2 protein-coding genes are annotated in these 4314 nt (G+C 65.1%); one reads left to right on the forward strand and one right to left on the reverse strand.

The annotated features are described in order from the left end of the window. The first annotated feature begins 766 nt into the window (after positions 1–766). A complete protein-coding gene (locus ACWD5O_RS36935) occupies positions 767–2668 on the forward strand; it encodes an alpha/beta hydrolase-fold protein (protein ID WP_450088152.1) in 1902 nt (633 codons plus the stop codon). Between the two features lie 340 nt (positions 2669–3008). On the opposite strand, the gene ACWD5O_RS36940 is transcribed toward ACWD5O_RS36935, so the two are convergent. Further along, complete coding sequence (locus ACWD5O_RS36940) at positions 3009–4118, reverse strand: ISAs1 family transposase (RefSeq protein WP_450088153.1); 1110 nt, start codon at positions 4116–4118, stop codon at positions 3009–3011. Between the last annotated feature and the right edge of the window lie 196 nt (positions 4119–4314).

The following is a 4314-nucleotide window of genomic DNA, read 5'->3' on the forward strand; positions in this document are numbered from 1 at the left end:
ATGCGATCTCACCCGCCCCCTTCGCCTCCACAGAGGCCATTCACTCCACAGGTCCCCAGCTCAGAGCCCTACCGCCCGACTACGCAATCGCCCTGCAAACACCACGCCCACCCGAACCCAGCATCGATCAACTGCGATGCAACCAGGCGGGCGGCGCCACCACGTCAGCCCCGCGAATGATCGAGGCTAAGTGCTCCAGTTCGTAAGTCCTTCGGGGGTTGACGGTCCCTGCTCGGATGCGGTTACCCAGTGATGGGACTGACAAGGACGTCGCAGACGAAGTCGAGGGCTTCTTCGGTGGTGCCGCTGAACCAGATCTGGCTTTCGTAGGTGTTGTTGCTGGCCTTGTAGATGGCGGTGCCCCATCGGTGGCTCGGATGAACGCGATCATGGAACGGTGGGTACGGACCTGCCCCACGAACTACTCGACCGCACCCTGATCTGGAAGCAGCGGCATCTCCTGCACGCCCTTCGCCAGTACGAAGCTTTCTGCAACGCGCATCGGCCGCACCAAGGCATCGTCAACGCACGGCCACTCCGGCCGCTGCCTCAACCAATCACCGACCCAGACCGCCTTACCCACCTCAACATCCGCCGACGAGCTTGAGAATAGACACACGTTGGACTGAAAGGCGCGTGCGCCCTACAAATGTCCATAGCTTCGGAGGTTCAGCGAGAGCAACATTGCCCGCACCCCCGCCGCTGGGACGGGAGCGTGGGTCACCGACGTGGCCTCGTCGAGACACAACTATGGGGAGTGTGCGCGATGGGTACGGCGCGCTGGACAAACAAGGACGCGCAGGCAGGCTCTGCCGGTGGCGATACGACGCCGGGACTGCTGAGACGTCGCACGATGCTGGCCGGATCGGTCGCCGCCGCTGCCGGCGGGCTGGCGGCATTTACAGGTGTGGACACGGCCGAGGCGGCACCGCCAGCCCGGCCGGGAACGGCGTCCAAGCCCGGCCCGGCGTTCGCCCTCACGGTGGCGCCCAAGACGGACCTCGCGGCCGGGCCCGGCCGCGCCTTCGTCATCATCGCCCGGCCTTCCGACCTGAGCGCCGCCCGCCCTGAGCCGCGCGACAACGTGCGCGATACGAACAGCAGCGTGCCGCTATTCGGCATGGACGTCGCGTACTTGAAGCCGGGTCGGCCCGTTGTGCTCAGTTCATCGCACGACGAGGTCGTCGGGTATCCACTTGCGACCTTCGCCGATGTCCCATCCGGCGAGTACGTGGTTCAAGGATTCTTCAACACGTACGAAACCGATCACCGCTCGGACGGATCGGTGATTCAGGTGCACTGGCCGAACGGCGATGGCGGTGACATCTGGCATTCACCGGGAAACGTCTACTCCACGCCACGCACGGTGCACATCAACGGCAATTCTTCCGCGACCATCCAGCTTACGCTCAATCAGGTGATCGGTCCGATCGGTACCATCCCGCCCGGTGGTACCGGACAGCAAGGAAATCCGCAGGACTCCAAGCACGTCAAGCACCTGAAGATCCGGTCGACGATACTCAGCGCGTTCTGGGGACGCGATGTCTATCTCGGCGCCGACGTGCTTCTCCCAGAGGGATACGACGATCCGGCCAACCGCAATGTCCGGTATCCGATGGATCTGGCGGCCGTGCACTACCCGCTCAGCAATGGCAATCCGCGCGGGTTCGACGAATCACTCGGCAACGACTTCTCCAAATGGTGGGTGTCGAAGAACGCGGCACGCTTCATCTCCGTGGTGGTGCGCAGCGAGAATCCGTTCTACGACGACTCCTACCACGTGAACTCCGCCAATATCGGCCCCTACGGCGACGCGGTCGACCAAGAACTCATTCCGGCGATCGACCGCGCCTTCCGGACGATCGGACAGCGATGGGGGCGAACGATACAGGGCGGATCGACCGGAGGGTACATCGCTGCGGCGGCCCTCGTATTCTATCCCGACACCTATGCCGGTGCTTGGGTCGGGTACCCCGACCCAATTGATTTCCGAGCGCACGAACATATCAACATCTATTCCGACCCGAACGCATTTTTCACCGAGAACCCTTGGGTGCGGGTGCCGCGCCCGGGGGCCCGGGAGATAAGCGGCGACACGATTTGGACCGTCGGCCAGGAGAACGCCTATGAAAGGACCGTCGCGTCGCGGGGCCGCAGCCACGGGACATGGGACATCTGGCAGGCGCTTTTCAGCCCGCAAGGCAAGGATGGCTACCCCGCGCCGATCTGGGACAAGGAGACCGGCGTCATCGACCACGACGTGGCCGCATACTGGCAGCAGCACTGGGACCTCTCGTCGGTGATCACGGCGAGGTGGAACACGCTAGGCCCGAAGATCGCCGGCCGAATGCAGCTCTACGTCGGCTCCGAAGACACGTACTTCCTCGCCAACGCCGTGGAGTTCTTCGAACAGAGGACGAACACGTTGACCTCGCCGCAGCCGGACTTCCAGTTCATCTACGGCCTGAGCAAGCCACACGGCTGGACCCCGGTGACCACCGCCGAGCTGCTGACCACGATGGCCGACTTCATAGCGAAGCACGCGCCGAGCGGGACGGATGTGAGCGGCTGGCGGGGCAGCGAGCAGCCGCCGACCTTCATGGTTACCCGCGGACGGCAGGTCGTGGACGAGGGTGTCGACTCCGTCCTCTCCGGCTATCACTCATGACCGCGACCCTTGGATGCGAGGTGATCCGAGACAAGCATGATTACCTCGCATCCAAGGGTTCTAAGGGCCTGCAGAGGATTAACACGCGGATTCCGAATGTAGACGCGTCAGTCGTGGTAGTCGTTCTTGACCTGCGGAGCTGATGCCTCTGGCGGGAAGTCGCCTCTCCCTGTACTTGCGAGGCCGGTCGCCTGTTTGCGCAGGTCCAGCGAGTCCTTACCACATCAGCATGTGCCAGAATCGAAATCGGCATGTTATTCATCTGCACGCCCTAACGGAACTGAGCGTCGCGGTCGGGATGCTTTGTGCCCTCCAGTGAGGCAGGGCCCCGGCAAAGTCGTCAGGTGATGCCGAGTAGGGCCAGTGGCCGGTTGCTGTCGCGGGCGTGGTGGCGGTTGGCGGCGGCGATGTTGGTGACGCCGGTCAGACGTAGTGCGCCGATGGCGGCGTTGCGCAGGGCTGCCATGACCTGCGGCCCGGTGCCGGTGCGGATCTGGGATCGGTCTTCGTCGTAGGTGACGTCGCGGATCCAGTGGACTTTGTTCTCGATCGACCGATGACCGCGGATCCACGCGGCGAGTTGCGCCGGTTTGGCTTGGTGAACGAGTAGGTCGGTGATCGCGTAGACGGTCTCGGTGGTGAAGCGTTTCGGCTGGTCGAGCCGGCGCCGGCGGCGGCGGATCTGGATGGCCTGGGCGGCGTTCGGGAAGTCGATCCCGGTGGAGACGGACAGGATTTTCAGGGTGCGGATCTCCCGGCGGCCGTGGCCGCGGCAGGTGCCGCGGTCTGCATCGGCGACGGCCCGCCAGGGCAGGGCGGCCAACTGGTGGTGCAGGCTCGGCTGGTTGCCCTTCACGGTGAGGATCCAGTGGGCGCCGCGTTCGGCGAGGTAGGCGACGTGGTCGCGTTGACAGTGCAGCGCGTCGGCGGTCACCACGACCTCGCCGAGGTCGCCGAGCTGGTCGAGCAGGGGTGCGAAGCGGGTGATCTCGTTGGTCTTGCCGTCGACGTCGGTGCTGGCCAGCACGACACCGGTGGCCTGGTCGCAGGCGGCGAGGACGTGCCGGGCAACACTGTCGCCGGTCCGGGAGCCGCGCAACGTCTTGCCATCCACGGCGATCGCCCGGCGTGTTCCCGCCGCCGGCACGGGAATCTGCGCGGCGAGCCAGGCGCCGATCACCACGGCCAGCCGGTCAGCGTCCAAGGCCTGCAACAGCCTGCGGATCATGGCCTCAGACGGCCGCCGGTCCGTGTCGATCCCGAGCACGGCCGCGGCATCAGCAGGTAGATCAGCGACCCACTCACCGATCGCCGCGTACGAGCGGTAACCGGCAACGACCGCGCACACCGCCGCTGCGACCACGGTCACCAGAGCATGCCGGACTCCGCGTCGGGCACGGGGATCGGGCAGGGAACCCAACGCGGCGAGCAGGCCGGCAGCCGACTCCACGGTAGAGACCCCGGGCGGTGCGGTCGACAACGATGAGATCAGCGATGATGGCAACGCGGGCATGGCTCACTTCAGATAGATCAACAGGCCTCGAGAACCTCGATGATCTTCTGGAACGGCCATGCCCGCCCCGCTACCCACACCCAGGGCGCGTCTACACCAACCACCTCAAGCCGGACACCCCTCACGACTTTGC

It is taken from the genome of Micromonospora sp. NPDC005161 (genome assembly GCF_053599855.1).